The following is a 17,857-nucleotide window of genomic DNA, read 5'->3' on the forward strand; positions in this document are numbered from 1 at the left end:
ACACGACACCGACGGCGTCATCACCGTGCCTTCGCGACTCCGAACGGCGCGAGCGCCACGATCGCGATCACCAGCACGGATGCCGCGATCCCGAGGCCTGCGTACTGGAAGTTCGACAGGATCACGCCGGCAAGCACGGCACCTGCGGCAGCCGACAGGCTCATCAGCGAATCGCTTCGCCCCTGCCGCCGGGTGCGGAGCTCGGGAGCGCTCGATTCGGTCAACAGCGCCGCGCCGGCGACCGTCGCAGCGCTCCAACCGAGTCCCAGCAGGATGAGCGCGACCATGACGCCCCATTCCTGGTCGTTCACGAACACGGCGAACGCCAGCGCGCCTCCCAGCAGCACCTGGCCGAGCAGCACGACGCGCAGGCGCCCCCAGCGGTCGGCGAGGATTCCGAAGAGGGGCGACAGGGCATACATGCCGCCGACGTGCAGAGCGATCGTGATACCCACGAGCGCCGAGACGTCTGCCGGCGTCGGGGCCATGCCGTGGCTGCCGTGCGCCATGTGCGCGAGGTGCACGGGAGTCATCGCCATGACGGATGCCATCACGACGTGCGAGCCTGCGACCGCGAAGATCGCGTATCGAGCCACCACCGGGCGGTCCGCCACGATCTTTCCCGTGGCGGCCGTCGCGGCCGTCGCGAGCCGCTGCGCCGAGAGCAGCGGATCCGGTCGCAGGGCGATCAGATAGAGAACGAGAGCCGCACATTGCGCCACGAAGGAGAAGGCATAGGACCCTGTCTGCGGCGGCATGCCGATGGCTGCCCCGACGATCTCGCCGGGCCCCAGCAGCAGGGGTCCCGCGACGCCTCCGATCGTCGTCGCCCACACCACGATCGAGAGGTCGCGACCGCGATGCCGGGGTGCGGCCAGGTCGGTGGCGGCGAATCGCGATTGCAGGTTGCCGGCGTTGCCTGCACCGATCATCAGGATGCCGACGAGCAGAAGCGGGAACACCCGGAGCGACGCGGCCAGGATCACCACCGCGATGCCGACGAGCGCGAACAGGTTGCCGAGGGTGAGCGCACGACGACGACCGACTTTTGAGGCCAACCGTGCCAGCGGGATCGCGCAGAGAGCTGCGCCGAGCGTGACGGACGCCGTCGCCAGTCCGGAGAGCGCATCGCTGCCCGAGAGGTCGGCGGCAAGCAGCGCACCGAGCGAGACCGTCGCTCCGAAGGCGATGCCGCCGAGCACCTGGCCCGTGGACAGCACGAGGACCGTGCGCCGCTGCACCACCACCTGCTGCCCGGCGGTCAGCGCGGCGGTGGTCATGACGCGCGCACGGCGTCTCGCACTGTGTTGCGCAGGATCCCCAGCCCGGTGATCTCGACCTCGACGGTGTCCCCCGCACCGAAGGCACCGACGCCGGCGGGAGTTCCCGTCAGGATGACGTCGCCGGGAAGCAGCGTGAACACGGCAGATGCGTACTCGATGATCGCCTCGACGGAGTGGATCATGTCGGTGAGCGGCGCCTGCTGTCGGACCTCTCCGTTGACCCGGGTCTGGATGGTCGCCGTCGACGGGTCGAAATCCGTGCTGATGGTCGGGCCGAGAGGGCAGAACGTGTCGAAGCCCTTCGCACGTGACCACTGGCCGTCCTTGCGCTGCAGGTCGCGAGCGGTGACGTCGTTGGCGATCGTGTATCCGAGCACGTGGTCCAGAGCGTTCGCCCGGGTGACGTTCTTGGCCACCTTGCCGATCACGACGGCGAGCTCGCCCTCGTATTCGGTCTGGTCCGAGATCGACGGACGCACGATCGCATCGCCGGGGCCGATGACGGCGGTGTTGGGCTTGAGGAAGAGCAGCGGCTCCTCGGGGGCGACTCCCCCCATCTCGGCGGCGTGGTCGTGGTAGTTCTTGCCGACGCAGACGATCTTCGAGCGCGGGATCACCGGTGCCAGAATAACCGCGTCGGCGATCGGCACACGATCGCCCGTCGGCTCGTATCCGGCGAAGAGCGGATCGCCCGAGAGGACGACGAGGTCGGTGTCATCGACGATCCCGAAGAGGATGGCGTCGTCATGGCTGAATCGGGCGATCTTCATGGCATCCAGCCTAGCCAGCGTCACGGACGACGAGACCCCGTCGCGCAGAGTTGGCGCGACGGGGTCTCGGGAGATCGTTCAGGTGGTCAGGCGTCGAGGCGCAGCAGCCATCCGTGCTTGTCCTCGCGGCGTCCGTACTGGATGTCGGTGAGCTCTTCGCGCAGCGACAGCGCGAGCTCGCCGAGCGGCTGCGGCTCGTCGAATCCGTCACCCACCAGCGCGCCGATCGGGGTCACGACAGCAGCGGTGCCGCAGGCGAAGACCTCGACGATGTCACCGGACGCGACGCCCTCGCGCCACTCGCCGATGGAGATCGGTCGCTTCTCGACCGTGTAACCGCGGTCCTCCGCGAGCTGCAGCAGCGAGTCGCGGGTGATGCCCTCGAGGATGCTGTCGGACTCGGGGGTGACCACGCGGCCGTCCTTGAACACGAACACGACGTTCATACCGCCGAGCTCCTCGACGTTGCGCTGCTCGTTGAGGAACACGACCTGGTCGCAGCCCTTCGCGCTGGCCTCGCTCTGTGCGAGCAGGCTCGACGCGTAGTTGCCGCCGGTCTTCGCCTTGCCTGTGCCGCCCTTGCCCGCACGGGCGTAGTCCTCGGAGAGCCAGATGCGCACGGGCTTCACTCCCCCGGTGAAGTATGCGCCCGCCGGGCTCGCGATGACGTAGTAGGCGACCTTCTGGGCTGCGCGGACCCCGAGGAAGGCCTCCTTCGCGAACATGAAGGGGCGCAGGTACAGGCTCTGATCGGCGCCGGACGGCACCCAGCGCCCGTCGACGGCGATGATCTCGCGCAACGACTGGATGAAGTACTCGGTCGGCAGCTCGGGCAGTGCGAGTCGGCGCGCGCTGGCCTGAAGGCGTGCGGCGTTGCGGTCGGGGCGGAACGTGTGGATGGAGCCGTCGGCATGGCGGTACGCCTTGATGCCCTCGAAGATCTCCTGCGCGTAGTGGAGCACGGATGCGGCGGGGTCGAGCGGGATCGGACCGTACGGCTGAACCCGTGGACGATGCCAGCCGCCCTTGACCGACCAGCAGATGTCGACCATGTGATCGGTGAAGACGACACCGAACCCAGGGTTCTCATGGACCTCGGCGACCCGGCCGGGGGTCGCTGCGGTCAGGTTCTTCGTCACCGCGAACTCCAGCGGAGCCACGGTGGTCTCGGCGTCGATGGTCGTCATCTCGTCATCCATTCCTCGTGCGGCGCGCATCCTCGCGCCGTCTCAGCCTACGCCTGTCGTTCAGAGCAGAGCGGTGATCGCGGAGCCGACCTCCGCGGTGGTGCGCGCCCCTGTGCCGGACGCGATGTCGGACTCGACGGCGGCACTCACGCGAGCAGCTTCTTCGGTGAGCCCGAGGTGGTCGAGCAGCAGCGCGACCGAGAGGATCGCGGCGGTGGGGTCGGCCTTCTGCTGACCCGCGATGTCGGGCGCCGATCCGTGCACCGGCTCGAACATCGACGGGAACGCACCCGCGGGGTTGATGTTGCCCGAGGCGGCGAGCCCGATTCCGCCGGTGACCGCTCCCGCGAGGTCGGTGAGGATGTCGCCGAACAGGTTGTCCGTCACGATCACGTCGAAACGAGAGGGATCGGTGACCAGGAAGATCGTCGCCGCATCGACGTGCAGGTAGTCGACCGTGACGTCGGGGTGCTCGGACGCGACCTCGTTCACGATGCGCTGCCAGATCGCACCCGCGTGCACGAGCACGTTGGTCTTGTGCACGAGCGTGACCTTCTTGCCGCGCCGCTCGGCGAGGTCGAAGGCGTAGCGCACGACCCGCTCGACGCCGAAGGCGGTGTTGACCGAGGTCTCATTCGCGACTTCGTGCGGCGTGCCCTTGCGGATCGCACCGCCGTTGCCGACGTAGGGACCCTCAGTGCCCTCTCGGACGACGACGAAATCGATGTCTCCCGGGTCAGCGAGCGGTCCCGCGGCCCCGGTGAAGAGCTTCGACGGCCGCAGGTTCACGTAGTGGTCGAGCGTGAAGCGGAGCTTGAGCAGCAGCCCGCGCTCGATGTTCGCGTCCTTGAGGCGGGGGTCGCCGGGCGTGCCCCCGACGGCTCCGAGCAGGATCGCGTCGTGCTCCGAGATCGCCTGAAGGTCGTCGTCGGTGAGGGTGTCGCCCGTCTCGAGGTACCGCGCGGCACCGAGCGAGAAGCGTGTCTTGTCGAATGTCACATCGCTGGACGCGGTGACCGCATCGAGCACCTTCTCGGCTTCGGCGACGACCTCGGGGCCGATTCCGTCACCGGGGATGACCGCCAGCTTCACGACACGCGACATGACACTCCTTGCATCGGGATGAACCGGCCGACGCTCGAGCGGATGCCGAGCGGGCCGGTTCTCCCAGCGTACTGGTCAGTGCGTGGGGGTCTTGCGCAGTGTGACGGCGGCGATCAGGCCCGCCAGCACCACGAGCCCCGCACCGATGAGCGAGGTCACCAGGACACCCGAGCCGAAGGCCGCGGATGCGGCATCCCAGAGCGCATCGCCGATCTGTGCCGGCAACTCCTGCGCGGCGGTGTAGGCGCCGGCAAGCGTCTCCTTCGCCGCGTGCGCCGCATCTGCCGGTATGCCCGGCGGGATGACCAGCGCCCCGCGGTAGAACGCGGTGATCAGGCCGCCGAGCACGGCTGTGCCGAGCACAGCGCCGAGCTCGTAGGCCGTCTCGGACACCGCGCTCGCGGCCCCTGCCTTCTCGGCCGGGGCGCTCGAGAGGATCAGCTCGTTCGAGATGGTCTCTGCGGCGCCGATCCCGATGCCGAGCACGACGAACGCGATGATCAGCGGCGCGACACCGTGGTCCGACGTCGTGAAGGCGACGAGCAGGTATCCGGCGAGGGAGAACACGAGTCCTGCCGGTACCAGGACGTGCGGGCGAACCCGACGCGAGATCGGGACGACCGAGAGTCCGGCCACGATCATCGCGAGCATTCCGGGCACGAGTGCGGCTCCGGCTGCCATCGGCGACAGGCCGAGAACCAGCTGCAGATGCTGCGAGACGAAGTAGAGGAAGCCGACGAGCGCGACGACGCTCAGCAGGTTCACCAGGATCGCACCGGAGAAGGAACCGCGGCGGAACAGCGCCATGTCGAGCATCGGCACCTCGGCATGCAGCTGGCGACGCACGAACAGGTAGCCCATCACGATGCCGAGCAGCGCCCAGCCGCCGGCCGTGAGGCTCGGGCCATCGACAGCGAGAGACTTGATGGCGTAGACCACAGGGATCATCGCGGCCATCGACAGCACGATGCTCACGATGTCGATGCGACCGGGGTTCGGGTCGCGGCTCTCGGGAACGAGCAGCGGCGCGGCGATGAGCAGCGGGATGAGCACGGGGACGGCGATCAGGAACACCGAGCCCCAGTCGAAGTGCTCGAGCAGGAAACCGCCCACGATCGGGCCGAGGGCGGATCCGGCGGAGAATGCTGACGCCCACACGGCGATCGCGAGGCGACGCTGGTCGCGGTTCTGGAAGATCGAACGCAGGAGCGACAGGGTCGACGGCATCAGCATCGCACCGAAGAAGCCGAGGAGGGCGCGGGCAGCGATCAGCAGGCCGGCGGTCGGGGCGAAGGCCGCGAGGGCCGACACCGCGGCGAAGCCGGTCGCCCCGATCAGCAGCATCCGCCGACGTCCGAAGCGATCGCCGAGGGTTCCCATCGTCACGAGGAGTCCGGCCAGCACCAGCGGGTAGACGTCGATGATCCACAGCTGCTCGGCGCCGGTGGGCGCGAGCGCGATGGATATCTCGGGGAGCGCGAAGCTCAGCACCGTGTTGTCCACCGACACCAGGAGCACTGGCAGCATGAGGACGACGAGCGCCGCCCAGCCTCGGGCTCCGACGCGGGGAGCATCCGTCTCTGTCGTCGGGATCGACGCAGTACGGGTCATGGAACACCTCTCAGGATCACGACGGCATCGTTACTAAACCGTCCAGATGGTATAGTAACAGAATCGTCACACTGCCGCGCTACTGTGATGCAAGACGAACAGAGGACCCCGATGCCCCGACCTCCCCTGGCCCGAGAACGCGTTCTCGACGCCTTCGAAGCGATCGTCATCGAAGACGGTGAGCGTGCAGCCACCCTCGACGCGACAGCCAAGGCCGCCGGCGTCTCGAAGGGCGGGCTGCTCTACCATTTCGGCTCCAAGGAAGACCTGGCCGCGGGGCTGATCGAACGTCTGGATGCACTCACGACAGTCGATCTCGAGCGAATGACGACGGCTGACGAGGGGCCGGTGGCGTATTACGTGCGCACGTCCGTCATGGAGGATGACGCCCTGGACCGCGCTCTGATCGCCGCGACCCGCCTCGCGCAGGGTGGCTCGACAGCCGCCGCCGACGCGCTGCGTCGCAACAGGGACCGCTGGGAGGACACGATCCGACCCCACGTGCGCGATGCCGCGAGCCTCGATCTCGTGATGCTGCTGAGCGACGGCCTCTACTTCAACAACTCACTCGATGTGCATGGTCCCGAACGCCTCGTGCCACGAAGCGATGAGCTCTCAGATCTCATCGCTCTCGTACTGCGCGCGACAGCGCCCTGACACGGCCCTCACGAACGAGAGAGCGGGAGGGGCAGCCGTACAGCTGCCCCTCCCGCTCTCATGAGATCGGTTCGCCCGATCAGACCTCGGTGATCTCGATCTGACGGAAGAGATCTGCGTCGATCGCGGCGCTCACCTCATCGAGCAGCTCATCCGACACCGGAGAATCAAGGGTCACGACGCTGAGCGCCTGATCGCCGGCACCGAGGCGAGAGATCTGCATGCCTGCGATGTTGACCCCGGCCTCGCCGAACTTCTGACCGTAGACGGCGACGATTCCGGGGCGGTCGGTGTAGAGCATCACGACGTGGTGCTTCTCGATCGGGAGCTCGAGGGCATGGTCGTTGATGGCGACCAGCTTCTCGGTCTGCTTCGGGCCGGTGAGCGTGCCCGACACCGAGAGCTGCGACCCGTCGGAGAGCGCTCCGCTCAGCGTGATGACGTTGCGGTACTCGTCGCTGACGTCGTCCTTGAGCAGACGAACGGCGATACCGCGCTGCTCGGCGAGCAGCGGAGCATTCACATACGACACCGTCTCACTGACGATGTTCGTGAAGACGCCCTTGAGCGCTGCGAGCTTGAGAACGCTGACGTCGTAGGCGTTCAACTCGCCATGCACCTCGACGTCGAGGCTCGTGAGGGGCGACGTCGAGAGCGCGGCGAAGATCTGGCCGAGCTTCTCGACGAGCGAGATGCCGGGGCGCACGTACGGGTCGATGATGCCACCCGCGACATTGACAGCATCCGGCACGAGGTCGCCACCGAGAGCGAGACGCACGGATCGGGCGACCGATACTCCGGCCTTCTCCTGCGCCTCCTCGGTGCTGGCTCCGAGGTGCGGGGTGACGACGACGTTCGGAAGGTCGAGCAGCGGACGAGCCGTGCCACCCTCGGCCGGGGGCTCAGAGGTGAAGACATCGAGCCCTGCACCGGCGATCTCGCCGGCGACGAGGGCTGCGTGAAGAGCCTCCTCGTCGATGAGTCCACCACGAGCGACGTTGACGACGAACGCCGTCGGCTTCATGGCCTTGAACTGCTCGGCACCGATCATTCCGGTGGTCTCGGGCGTCTTCGGCATGTGGATCGTCAGGAAGTCGGATTCGGCGACCAGCTCGTCGAGGGACAGCAGCTGAACACCGAGCTGCTGTGCGCGAGCCGAGGTGACGTAGGGGTCGTAGGCGACGACGCGCATGTCGAATGCCGCGAGGCGCGCGGCGACGAGTGCGCCGATACGGCCGAGACCGATGATGCCGACGGTCTTCTCGAAGAGCTCCGCGCCCGTGAACGAGCTGCGCTTCCACTGGCCCGCGGCGAGCGACGCGTGTGCGGCCGGGATGCGGCGAGCGAGGCTGAGGATGTGTCCGACAGTGAGCTCCGCGGCCGAGACGATGTTCGACGTCGGCGCGTTCACGACCATGACGCCGGCCGTCGTGGCGGCCTTGATGTCGACGTTGTCGAGTCCGACGCCCGCACGGGCGACGACCTTCAGCTTCGGCGCGTGAGCCAATGCCTCTTCATCGATCTGGGTCGCAGACCGGATGAGCACCGCGTCAGCGTCCGCGAGCGACGCGAAAAGCGCTGCACGATCGGTGCCGTCGACGTTGCGGACGTCGAAATCGGGGCCCAGAGCCTCGATCGTGGCGGGAGAGAGAACTTCGGCGAGGAGCACGACGGGCTTCGGCACAGGGATCCTTCGGGGCAGCGCGACAGGGGGCCGATGCGCCGCACACCGTGGGGGCGCGATCACTTCAACTGTACCCGAGCGACTCCGCTGCTCCGTGCCGTGTGACGCTCGGGATCAGGACGCGACCGTGACCAGATCCGACATGTTGAGGATGCTGTACCCGATGAGGCTCAGCCAGAAAACCGCCACGATCCCGAGGCCTGCCAGCAGCACGAGCCCGAGTTCACCGGCGTTCCGCCGTCTGCCGATCGCATAAGCGAACACGAACACGATCGCCGGGAAGATGACCCCGAAGACCAATGTCACCCACCCGACACCCGTCAGTCCGTTCTGGGCCATCGAGATCAGGTGCGCCACCGCGTTCCAGATCGCGTAGGCGTAGAAGAGGCCCGCAAGCCCGAGCACCGCTGCGCTGAGCCAGCGTGGAGAACCGGAGTGCGACGTAGCCTCTGTCTTCATCTCGGTCATGATCCGATCACCCCCACAGTCACGAAAGGCCACGGCACGAGCAGAACGACACCGACCAGCAGGAGCGCGATCCGGATCCACCCCGCCTTGGCCCTCGTCAGCACCCACGTCGCCAAGAACCACAGCGCGGGCGCGGCGACGGCGAGGACGAACCAGGGCAGGTACATCGCGTCGGCGACGATCAGGTTGGCGAGCGGCTTGAGACGCAATCCGCCGATGACCCAGCCCACGCTGTAGAGGAGGTAGACGCCGCCCACGATGCCGAGAGTCAGCAACATGCCTGTGCCGAGCGGCAGACGTTCGTCGTCGCCGGGGGCCTCTGCATGCGACATCGCGTCGCTTCCTCTTCCTACAGCGTTCCAGCCGTCAGGAAGGTCTGCGGCGGCTTGCCCATCGGCCGACGACTGTGCAGCCGTCTGCGGAGATCTCGTCGCCTCGGCCGGCGTCGGAGAGCGCTCCCCCGACGCGGGCTTCGGCGGAGCATCGCTCTCGTCTCCGTCCCAGCTCAGGGCGTCGTCGGAATCGGAAGTCATGTCTCCCAGCGTAGGACACCGTGTCCACTATGCTCGGTGGCATCTGGGCCGCCGAGGCCCCGGCGGGAGGGATCACCGTGGCTGAGAAGAACAAGGCTGAGCAGAACGAGGTCGTCGAGCAGAGCCCGACGGACGGCTCCGGCGGCGAACCCGCCGCGGGATGGAAGCCGACCGCTGCGGCGAAGACGAAGGCCACGACCTTCCGCTGGATCGCCGCCGCGCTGTGGGCCGTCGCGATCGCCGCTGAGGCTGTCGGCATCTTCTGGCTGCTTCGTCAGCGGGTGTACGTCGGAGAAGACGGCACTCTCGTGCGTGATCCTGACACCGGGTTGCTCGAGGAGCAGGGTGTCACGGCGCAGTTCCCACAATGGGCCTTCATCACACTGCTCGTGCTGCTCGTCGTCATCGCCGCACTCGCGATCACGGGTTCGATCCTGTGGAAGAAGGCGAACCGACTGGATCCCGCTCGGAAGTCCGAGACGGTGCGCTTCTTCGTGCAGAACCAGCTCGGCGCGATCATCGCGATCGTGGCGTTCCTCCCCCTGATCATCCTGATCTTCCTGAACAAGGACATGGACAAGGGCCAGAAGACGACTGCCGGCATCGTCGGAATCGCCCTCGCAGTCCTCGCCACGGTGATCGGAGTCGACTTCACGCCGCCTTCGGTCGAGCAGTACACCGCCGACCAGTCGACCGTGATCCAGCTGCTCGGCAAGGACGAGGTCGTCTGGGTCGATGGCGGAGCGGTTTATCACGTGTGCGACGAGGTGTCCGACATCCAGACCGGCAGCGAGAAGCGCACAGGCACCACAGCCGAGGCCGTCGAGGCAGGCAAGAGCCGCCTCACGCTGAAGTTCGCATCCGAGCTGCGGACCTGCGGCCTGGCGGTCCCTGAGAACGCGGAAGACATCGAGTCCGCCCTGCGCGAGATTCAGGCAGGGCAGGTCGACACGCTGCTTCCGGCGCCGGTCTGGGCGGACCCCGCTGACGCACCGATCGAGGTCGAGGACGCTGCTCCGTCCGAGTGATCGGCGGATGACACACGAAGGGCCCGGTGCGATCCGCACCGGGCCCTTCCTCATGTCGGCTGAGTGTCAGCGCGCAGCGCTGCCGTCGACGTAGTCGTCATCCTGCTGCTTCCAGGCGAAGAGCGACCGCAGTTCCTTGCCGGTCTCCTCGATCGGGTGCGTCTCCTCCTTCGCGCGCAGCGCCAGGAACTCCTCGGCTCCGTTGTCCTGGTCGTCGATGAAGCGCTTCGCGAAGGCGCCGCTCTGGATGTCGGCGAGGACCGCCTTCATCGACTCCTTGACCTCGGGCGTGACGACGCGGGGGCCCGAGACGTAGTCGCCGTACTCGGCCGTGTCGGAGATCGACCAGCGCTGCTTGGCGATGCCGCCCTCCCACATGAGGTCGACGATGAGCTTCAGCTCGTGGAGAACCTCGAAGTACGCGATCTGCGGCTGGTATCCCGCCTCGGTCAGCGTCTCGAATCCGGCCTGCACGAGGTGGCTGACGCCACCGCAGAGCACTGCCTGCTCGCCGAAGAGGTCGGTTTCGGTCTCTTCGGTGAACGTGGTCTTGATGACGCCGGCGCGGGTGCCGCCGATGGCCTTCGCATACGAGAGCGCGGTGTCCCACGCGTGGCCGGAGGCGTCGCGCTCGACGGCGATGATGTCCGGGATGCCACGACCCGCGACGAACTCACGACGCACGGTGTGACCCGGTGCCTTCGGAGCGACGAGGATGACGTCGACGCCCTCAGGCGCGTCGATGTAGCCGAAACGGATGTTGAAGCCGTGGGCGAACGCGAGAGTCTTGCCCTCGGACAGGTTCGGGGCGATCGATTCGCTGTAGATGCCGCGCTGGTGCTGGTCCGGCGCGAGGATCATGATGAGATCCGCCCACTTCGTCGCCTCGGCGACGGTCTTGACCGCGAATCCGGCCTCTTCCGCCTTCGGCGCGGACTTCGAGCCCTCCTTGAGGGCGATCGCGACCTCGACACCCGAGTCGCGAAGGTTCTGCGCGTGCGCGTGACCCTGCGATCCGTAGCCGACGATCGCGACCTTCTTGCCCTGGATGATCGACAGATCGGCGTCTGCGTCGTGGAAGATCTCGGTGCTCACTGGTTTCTCTCCTTGATTGATGTTCGTGTACGTGTGTGATGTATGTGTTCAGCCGCGCAATACGCGCTCGGTGATGCTCTTGCCGCCGCGACCGATGGCGAGGAGACCGGACTGCGCGATCTCCTTGATGCCGAAGGGCTCGAGGGCGCGCAGCATGGCGTCGACCTTGCCCCGGTCACCGGTGACCTCGATCACGAGTGCGTCGGACGCGTAGTCGACGACCGAGGCGCGGAACAGGTTCGCGACCTCGATGACATTCGAGCGAGTCGCGTTGTCGGTGCGCACCTTGACGAGCATGTGCTCGCGCTGCACCGAGGTCGGGAAGTCGAGCTCGACGATCTTGATGACGTTGATCAGCTTGTTGAGCTGCTTCGTCACCTGCTCGAGAGGAAGATCCTCGAGATCGACGACCACGGTGATGCGGGAGATCCCCGGCACCTCGGTCACTCCCACCGCGAGGGAGTCGATGTTGAAGCCGCGACGGGCGAAGAGCCCTGCGACTCGGGTCAGCAGCCCCGGGGTGTTCTCCACGAGGAGGCTCAGCACGTGAGTCGACATGGTCAGTCCTCCTCGTCGAATGCGGGCGCGTGCTCGCGGGCGTACTGGACGTAGCTGTTGCTCACGCCCTGGGGAACCATCGGCCAGACCATGGAGTCCGCGCTGACGACGAAGTCGATGACCACGGGGCGATCGTTCGTCTCGAGAGCGAGCTTGATCGCGGCATCCACCTCCTCTTCCTTCTCCACGCGGATGGCGAGGCAGCCGTAGGCCTCCGCCAGCTTCACGAAGTCGGGGATGCGCACGGTTCCGTGCCCCGTGTTGAGGTCGGTGTTCGAGTGGCGTCCGTCATAGAACAGCGTCTGCCACTGGCGCACCATGCCGAGCGACGAGTTGTTGATGATCGCGACCTTGATCGGGATGTTGTTGATCGTGCAGGTGGCGAGCTCCTGATTCGTCATCTGGAAGCAGCCGTCGCCGTCGATCGCCCACACGACGCGGTCGGGCTCCGCGACCTTCGCTCCCATGGCGGCGGGCACGGAGTAGCCCATGGTTCCCGCTCCCCCGGAGTTCAGCCAGGCGTTGGGACGCTCGTACTTGATGAACTGCGCGGCCCACATCTGGTGCTGTCCGACGCCTGCGGCGTAGATGCCCTCCGGGCCGGTGAGCTCGCCGATCCGCTGGATCACGTACTGCGGCGCGAGCAGACCGTCGGTCGTCGGCGCGAAGCCCAGAGGGAACTCGTTGCGGAGTCCGTCGAGGTACGACCACCATTCCTCGGTGTCGGGTGTGGTCGTGGTCGTCGCCGTGCGGAAGGCGGACTCCAGGTCGACGAGCACATCGCGGACGTCGCCCACGATCGGCACGTCGGCCATGCGGATCTTCGAGATCTCTGCGGGGTCGATGTCGACGTGCACGACCTTGGCGTTCGGAGCGAAGAGAGCGGCCTTGCCGGTCACGCGGTCGTCGAACCGCGCGCCGAGCGACACGATCAGGTCGGCTTCCTGCAGTGCCAACACCGCCGGAACGGTGCCGTGCATGCCCGGCATGCCGAGATGCTGCTGGTGCGAGTCCGGGAAGGCGCCGCGCGCCATGAGAGTCGTCACGACGGGCGCGTTGGTCGTCTCGGCCAGGGTGAGCAGCTCTGCCGATGCGCGACCGCGGATCACTCCGCCACCGACGTACAGCACCGGCTTCTTGGCCTCTGCCAGCAACGCGGCCGCAGCCTGGATCTGCTTGCCATGGGCCTTGGTCACCGGACGGTAGCCCGGGAGATCGAACTTCGCGGGCCAGACGAACGGGGCCATGGCCTGCTGAGCATCCTTGGTGATGTCAACGAGCACGGGGCCGGGGCGACCGGTCGACGCGATCTCGTAGGCAGCGGCCAGGGCGCCGGGGATCTCGGAAGCGTCCTTCACGAGGAAGGAGTGCTTCGTCACCGGCATCGTGATGCCGACGATGTCGGCCTCCTGGAACGCATCCGTTCCCATGAGCGTCGAGAACACCTGGCCGGTGATCGCCAGCAGCGGCACCGAATCCATGTAGGCATCCGCGATGGCCGTCACGAGGTTGGTGGCACCAGGACCCGAGGTCGCGATGCACACGCCGACCTTGCCGGACGAGGAGGCGTACCCCTCGGCCGCGTGGCCGGCTCCCTGCTCGTGGCGCACCAGGATGTGCCGGAGCTCGGAAGCGTCCATGAGCGGGTCGTAGACGGGCAGGATCGCGCCGCCGGGGAGGCCGAAGACGTCCTTGACGCCGAGGAGCTCGAGCGTGCGGACCACGGCCTCGGCTCCGGAGATCTCCGGCGCGGCGGACTTGGGTGCGGGCGGCCTCGGCACAGCCGAGACGGTGTCAGCAGTCATGACACTCCTTCTGGTGGTCTGTTGGCGACGTCGGAGGCGGGAAGCCGGAGCCGACGCGGATCAGCCGGTCGTCGCGCCCTCGGCGGCGGACCGCACGAGACGCGAGTACTTGGCAAGAACGCCACGGGTATAGCGCGGGGGTAGCGGCTCCCAGCCAGAGCGGCGGGAGGCGAGCTCCGCCTCGTCGACGAGTAGGTCGAGAGAGCGAGCTGCGATATCGACCCGTATCAGATCACCATCGCGCACGAAGGCGATAGGACCTGCGTCCACCGCTTCGGGTGCTATGTGGCCGATGCACAGGCCGGTTGTGCCGCCTGAGAATCGTCCGTCAGTCAAGAGTAGTACATCTTTTCCGAGCCCAGCGCCCTTGATGGCCGCGGTGATCGCCAGCATCTCGCGCATGCCCGGACCGCCCTTGGGCCCTTCGTAGCGGATCACGATGACGGTGCCGGCCTCGATCTCGCCGTTGGCGACGGCATCCATCGCCGCGCGCTCGCGCTCGAACACGCGCGCCGGGCCCTCGAAGACCGCAGCGTCGAAGCCGGCGGTCTTGACGACGGCGCCCTCGGGAGCCAGCGACCCGTGCAGGATCGTCAGGCCGCCGGTCGCGTGGATCGGGTTGTCGAAGGTGTGGATGACTTCGCCGTCGATCGGCTGAGGATCGAGGTCCGCGAGGTTCTCGGCGAGCGTCTTGCCCGTGACGGTGAGAGCGTCTCCGTGCAGCAGGCCCTCATCGAGCATCGCTTTCATGATGACCGGGATGCCGCCGTGTCGATCGACGTCGTTCATGACGTACTTGCCGAAGGGCTTCATGTCCGCGACGTGCGGAACCTTGTCGCCGATGCGGTTGAAGTCGTGCAGGCTCAGCTCGACCTCGGCCTCGCGAGCGATGGCGAGGAGGTGCAGCACGACGTTCGTCGAACCGCCCAGAGCCATCGCGAGCGCGATCGCGTTCTCGAACGCCTCCTTGGTGAGGATGTCGCGTGTCGTGATGCCCTGACGGAGCAGGTTGACCACGGCCTCGCCGGAGCGGTGCGCGAAGTAGTCGCGGCGGCGGTCCGCCGCGGGCGGCGCAGCCGATCCCGGAAGGCTCAGGCCCAGGGCCTCGGCGACCGATGCCATCGTGTTGGCGGTGTACATGCCACCGCAGGCGCCTTCACCCGGGGCGATCGCGCACTCGATGCGCTTGAGGTCCTCTTCGCTCATGAGCCCGGCACGGCACGCGCCGACGGCTTCGAACGAGTCGATGATCGTGACGTCCTTCTCGGTGCCGTCCGAGAGCTTCACCCAGCCCGGAGCGATGGAGCCGGCGTAGAGGAACACGCTCGACAGGTCGAGTCGCGCGCTGGCCATGAGCATGCCGGGGATCGACTTGTCGCATCCGGCGAGCAGTACGGAGCCGTCGAGGCGCTCGGCCATCATGACCGTCTCGACGGAGTCGGCGATGACCTCGCGCGACACCAGCGAGAAGTGCATTCCCTCGTGGCCCATCGAGATGCCGTCCGAGACTGAGATCGTGCCGAACTGCAGCGGGTAGCCGCCGCCGGAGTGCACGCCCTCCTTGGCGCCCTGCGCGAGCCTGTCGAGGCTCAGGTTGCAGGGGGTGATCTCGTTCCAGCTGGAAGCGATGCCGATCTGGGGCTTGTCCCAGTCGGCGTCGCCCATGCCGACGGCACGGAGCATGCCTCGGGAGGTCGTCGCCTCGATGCCGTCGGTGACGACGCGGCTGCGGGGCTTGATGTCGATGGGCGCGCTGGTGGAGGGATCATGCGAGGACATGACGGAAGTCTATTCCCGCTGAGAGGTGCGCTCGTCCGCGAGGGCCTCCAGAAGCTGAGCCATCTCTTGTGGATTCTCCACACGGAGCACGGCGGCGCTCTCCCCCGGGCCCACGCGCACGCCGAGATCGCCGTCGGTGAGCACTCGCATCGCGTCCTCATCCGTGACGTCGTCGCCCGCGAACAGGATGCCGGTCGCGTCGAAATGCTCGCGGAGCGCAGCCATCGCGGCGTCCTTGCCCTCGTTCCTCGACGAGAACTCGAGAACGCGGTGCCCTGCACGTCGGCGCCAATGCGGGAAGCGTTCGGCCACGAGAGCGTCGATCTCGGCGAAGACCTCCTTCTCGACCTCGCGCGTGGCCGTGCGGGTGTGCACGCCCATGCCGAAGGTCTTCGGCTCGAACTCCGCACCGTCGTAGCGGTCGATGATCGGCCGGGCAGCGGCCCACAGGGCTTCGCGCTCGCCTTCGCCCGTCTCGGGCCCCGTGGCGTCTGCGTCGCCACTGCCGGGGTACCAGTACTGCGCACCGTGCGAACCGGCGAGAGCGATCAGCGAGTCGTCGGTGTGCTCGGTGATCACGCGCAGGTCGTGCATGCTGCGGCCTGAGACATAGGCGACGACGGTGCCCGGGAGCTCGGAGAGGCGTGCGACCTGCGCCGCCACTTCGGGCAGCGCCCGAGCGGCCATCGGATCCGGGACGAGCGGGGAGGCGGTTCCGTCGAAGTCGAGCGCAACGACGAGTCGGGGCGTGGCTGCGATGGCGCTCAGCGCGGCGTCGGTCGATCCAGGGGTCCAGGTGCGGGTCACGGGTGCTCCATTCGAGACGGGTTCATCTTCGGCATCGCAATGCGCGAGGTTCAGCGCTGACGGATGTCGGCCAGCGCACGGAGGAACGACGAGGACCAGGCGTCGACGTCGTTCTCGAGCACGCGGCGACGCAGCGAGCGCATCCGCTTGCCCTGCTCCGCGGGGGTCATCGCGACAGCCGTCATGATCGCATCCTTCAGACCTGCGATGTCGTGCGGGTTGACCCGCACGGCCTGGCGCAGCTCGTCCGCCGCGCCGGTGAACTCGCTCAGCACGAGTACGCCGCGGTTGTCGGCGCGCGTCGCCACGTACTCCTTGGCCACGAGGTTCATGCCGTCACGAAGCGCCGTCACGAGCATGACGTCGGCGGCGAGGTACAGCGCCACCATCTCCTCGCGCGGATACCCCTGGTGGAGGTAGCGGATGGCGGTGTGCCCCATCGTGTCGTGGTCGCCGTTGATGCGCCCGACTGCGAGCTCGATCTCATCGCGCAGGTGCACGTACGCGTCGACGCGTTCACGGCTGGGGCTCGCCACCTGCACGAACGTCACGTCTTCGACGCTCAACAGGCCGTCTTCGAGCAGCTCGCCGTACGCCTTGATGCGGTGGCGGATGCCCTTCGTGTAGTCGAGCCGGTCGACGCCGAGGAGGATCTTCTTGGGGTTGCCGAGGCTCTCCCTGATCTCTGCGGCACGTGCCTGCACATCGGGGCGCGCGGCGAGTTCGAGGTACGGGGTCGTGTCGATCGAGATCGGGAACGCCCTGGCGATCGCCGTGCGCGACCCGCCGTCCTCCGTCGGGATCGCGACCGCGGACCCCTTGACCTCGTAACGCAGGCGGCGGCGGACGGCCGTGAGGAAGTACGTGGCGTCCTGCGCGCGCTGGAATCCGATGACGTCGGCGCCGAGGAGACCCGTGAGCACCTGATCACGCCACGGGAGCTGGGCATAGAGGCCATGAGCGGGGAACGGGATGTGGTGGAAGTAGCCGATGGTGACGTCGGACCGGATCTCCCTGATCATCTGCGGCACCAGCTGCAGTTGATAATCGTGGATCCACACGGTGCCGTTCGGAGCGGCCACGGCCGCGGCCGCCTCCGCGAAGCGACGATTCACCCTGACGTATGCATCCCACCACTCGCGGTGGTACTGCGGCGGCGCGATGACGTCGTGGTAGAGGGGCCAGATGGTGTCGTTCGCGAAGCCCTCGTAATAGTCGGCGACCTCTTCGGTGCTGAGCGGGACCGGTACCAGGTCGATCCCGTTGATCTCGAACGGCTCGAGCTCGACATCCGGTTGTCCGGGCCAACCGACCCACGCACCGTGAGCGCTCCGCATCATCGGCTCGAGCGCAGCGACCAGACCGCCGGGAGACGTCCGCCATTCATCCCCACCGTCGGGGCCCACCACCCGGTCGACGGGGAGTCGATTGGCGACGACGACGAAATCTGCGGCTGGCATGGGGCTCCTGACGAGGCAGTGGGGATGA

At 67.3% G+C, this 17,857-nt stretch carries 16 protein-coding genes; 2 read left to right on the plus strand and 14 right to left on the minus strand.

From position 1 onward, the window contains the following. Positions 1 to 20: 20 nt before the first annotated feature. From ACZZZN_RS07735 to ACZZZN_RS07755, 5 genes are all read right to left on the minus strand, one after another. Positions 21 to 1,280 (minus strand): MFS transporter, encoded by a 1,260-nt coding sequence (locus ACZZZN_RS07735; RefSeq protein ID WP_463504584.1) that lies wholly within the window; start codon positions 1,278 to 1,280, stop codon positions 21 to 23. After that, positions 1,277 to 2,053 carry a fumarylacetoacetate hydrolase family protein gene (locus ACZZZN_RS07740; protein ID WP_463504585.1) on the minus strand — a complete coding sequence of 259 codons (777 nt, stop codon included), beginning with the start codon at positions 2,051 to 2,053 and terminating at the stop codon, positions 1,277 to 1,279. The genes ACZZZN_RS07735 and ACZZZN_RS07740 overlap by 4 nt, the downstream gene beginning before the upstream one ends. Positions 2,054 to 2,139: 86 nt before the next feature. Next, a complete protein-coding gene (locus ACZZZN_RS07745; RefSeq protein WP_463504586.1) occupies positions 2,140 to 3,240 on the minus strand; it encodes a branched-chain amino acid aminotransferase in 1,101 nt (366 codons plus the stop codon). Positions 3,241 to 3,300: 60 nt separating this feature from the next. Continuing rightward, positions 3,301 to 4,344: a 3-isopropylmalate dehydrogenase gene (locus tag ACZZZN_RS07750; protein WP_463504587.1), complete on the minus strand. Its 1,044-nt coding sequence runs from the start codon at positions 4,342 to 4,344 to the stop codon at positions 3,301 to 3,303. Between the two features lie 75 nt (positions 4,345 to 4,419). Further along, positions 4,420 to 5,955, minus strand: coding sequence for an MFS transporter (locus ACZZZN_RS07755; RefSeq protein WP_463504588.1), 1,536 nt, complete (start codon positions 5,953 to 5,955; stop codon positions 4,420 to 4,422). A gap of 111 nt (positions 5,956 to 6,066) precedes the next feature. Here ACZZZN_RS07755 and ACZZZN_RS07760 point away from each other — a divergent pair, with 111 nt between their 5' ends. Next, positions 6,067 to 6,612, plus strand: a complete 546-nt coding sequence (locus ACZZZN_RS07760) for a TetR/AcrR family transcriptional regulator (RefSeq protein WP_463504589.1) — start codon at positions 6,067 to 6,069, stop codon at positions 6,610 to 6,612. A gap of 79 nt (positions 6,613 to 6,691) precedes the next feature. On the opposite strand, the gene serA is transcribed toward ACZZZN_RS07760, so the two are convergent. The 3 genes from serA to ACZZZN_RS07775 all read right to left on the minus strand — a co-directional run bounded on the left by serA (position 6,692) and on the right by ACZZZN_RS07775 (position 9,297). Then, positions 6,692 to 8,296, minus strand: coding sequence for a phosphoglycerate dehydrogenase (gene serA, locus ACZZZN_RS07765; protein WP_463504590.1), 1,605 nt, complete (start codon positions 8,294 to 8,296; stop codon positions 6,692 to 6,694). 114 nt (positions 8,297 to 8,410) lie between these two features. Beyond that, positions 8,411 to 8,764, minus strand: coding sequence for a hypothetical protein (locus tag ACZZZN_RS07770; protein ID WP_463504591.1), 354 nt, complete (start codon positions 8,762 to 8,764; stop codon positions 8,411 to 8,413). Then, positions 8,761 to 9,297 (minus strand): hypothetical protein, encoded by a 537-nt coding sequence (locus ACZZZN_RS07775; protein ID WP_463504592.1) that lies wholly within the window; start codon positions 9,295 to 9,297, stop codon positions 8,761 to 8,763. Before ACZZZN_RS07775 ends, ACZZZN_RS07770 begins: the two co-directional genes overlap by 4 nt. A 29-nt stretch (positions 9,298 to 9,326) precedes the next feature. On the opposite strand from ACZZZN_RS07775, the gene ACZZZN_RS07780 reads away from it, so the two are divergent. After that, positions 9,327 to 10,325, plus strand: a complete 999-nt coding sequence (locus tag ACZZZN_RS07780) for a hypothetical protein (RefSeq protein ID WP_463506565.1) — start codon at positions 9,327 to 9,329, stop codon at positions 10,323 to 10,325. A 66-nt stretch (positions 10,326 to 10,391) separates the two neighbouring features. Here the strand turns inward: ACZZZN_RS07780 and ilvC are convergent, their stop codons facing one another. The 6 genes from ilvC to ACZZZN_RS07810 are packed head-to-tail and all read right to left on the minus strand — an operon-like array spanning position 10,392 to position 17,829. Further along, positions 10,392 to 11,441, minus strand: a complete 1,050-nt coding sequence (gene ilvC, locus ACZZZN_RS07785) for a ketol-acid reductoisomerase (RefSeq protein WP_463506566.1) — start codon at positions 11,439 to 11,441, stop codon at positions 10,392 to 10,394. 27 nt (positions 11,442 to 11,468) lie between these two features. Continuing rightward, positions 11,469 to 11,978: an acetolactate synthase small subunit gene (gene ilvN / locus ACZZZN_RS07790; protein WP_056278631.1), complete on the minus strand. Its 510-nt coding sequence runs from the start codon at positions 11,976 to 11,978 to the stop codon at positions 11,469 to 11,471. Between the two features lie 2 nt (positions 11,979 to 11,980). After that, entirely contained in the window at positions 11,981 to 13,783 is a 1,803-nt protein-coding gene (locus tag ACZZZN_RS07795) for an acetolactate synthase large subunit (protein ID WP_463504593.1), read from the minus strand. Positions 13,784 to 13,843: 60 nt separating this feature from the next. After that, a complete protein-coding gene (gene ilvD, locus ACZZZN_RS07800) occupies positions 13,844 to 15,562 on the minus strand; it encodes a dihydroxy-acid dehydratase (RefSeq protein ID WP_463504594.1) in 1,719 nt (572 codons plus the stop codon). Positions 15,563 to 15,571: 9 nt separating this feature from the next. Continuing rightward, positions 15,572 to 16,369: a trehalose-phosphatase gene (gene otsB, locus ACZZZN_RS07805; protein WP_463504595.1), complete on the minus strand. Its 798-nt coding sequence runs from the start codon at positions 16,367 to 16,369 to the stop codon at positions 15,572 to 15,574. A 50-nt stretch (positions 16,370 to 16,419) separates the two neighbouring features. After that, positions 16,420 to 17,829 carry an alpha,alpha-trehalose-phosphate synthase (UDP-forming) gene (locus tag ACZZZN_RS07810; RefSeq protein ID WP_463504596.1) on the minus strand — a complete coding sequence of 470 codons (1,410 nt, stop codon included), beginning with the start codon at positions 17,827 to 17,829 and terminating at the stop codon, positions 16,420 to 16,422. Positions 17,830 to 17,857: the final 28 nt, after the last annotated feature.

The sequence above is a fragment of the Microbacterium sp. AC145 genome, assembly GCF_979258505.1.